The following is a 257-nucleotide window of genomic DNA, read 5'->3' on the forward strand; positions in this document are numbered from 1 at the left end:
AGCAGCGCAGCGGCTGAAACCGCTGTTTTTGCATCACCGATGATAACGGGGATAATCGGTGTATCTCCGCCTCTTACGGTAAAGCCCATATCGGCCAGACGCGTTTTTATCGTTTTGACAGACGACTGCAGCTCACGGCGCGTATCGTGCATATCTGATATGATGTCAAGTGCCGTATGCGAAGCTGCACAAATTGACGGCGGGAGGGCCGTCTGAAAAATAAACGTCCGCGCCTGATTCAGCAAAAAATCAATGAA

General features: G+C 50.6%; 1 protein-coding gene. It reads right to left on the reverse strand.

From position 1 onward, the window contains the following. Positions 1-257: aminotransferase class I/II-fold pyridoxal phosphate-dependent enzyme (locus tag F1003_RS18955; RefSeq protein ID WP_155090372.1), on the reverse strand; the 257-nt coding region annotated here is incomplete at both ends.

It is taken from the genome of Winogradskyella ouciana (assembly GCF_009709615.1).
Taxonomy (GTDB): domain Bacteria; phylum Bacteroidota; class Bacteroidia; order Flavobacteriales; family Flavobacteriaceae; genus Winogradskyella; species Winogradskyella ouciana.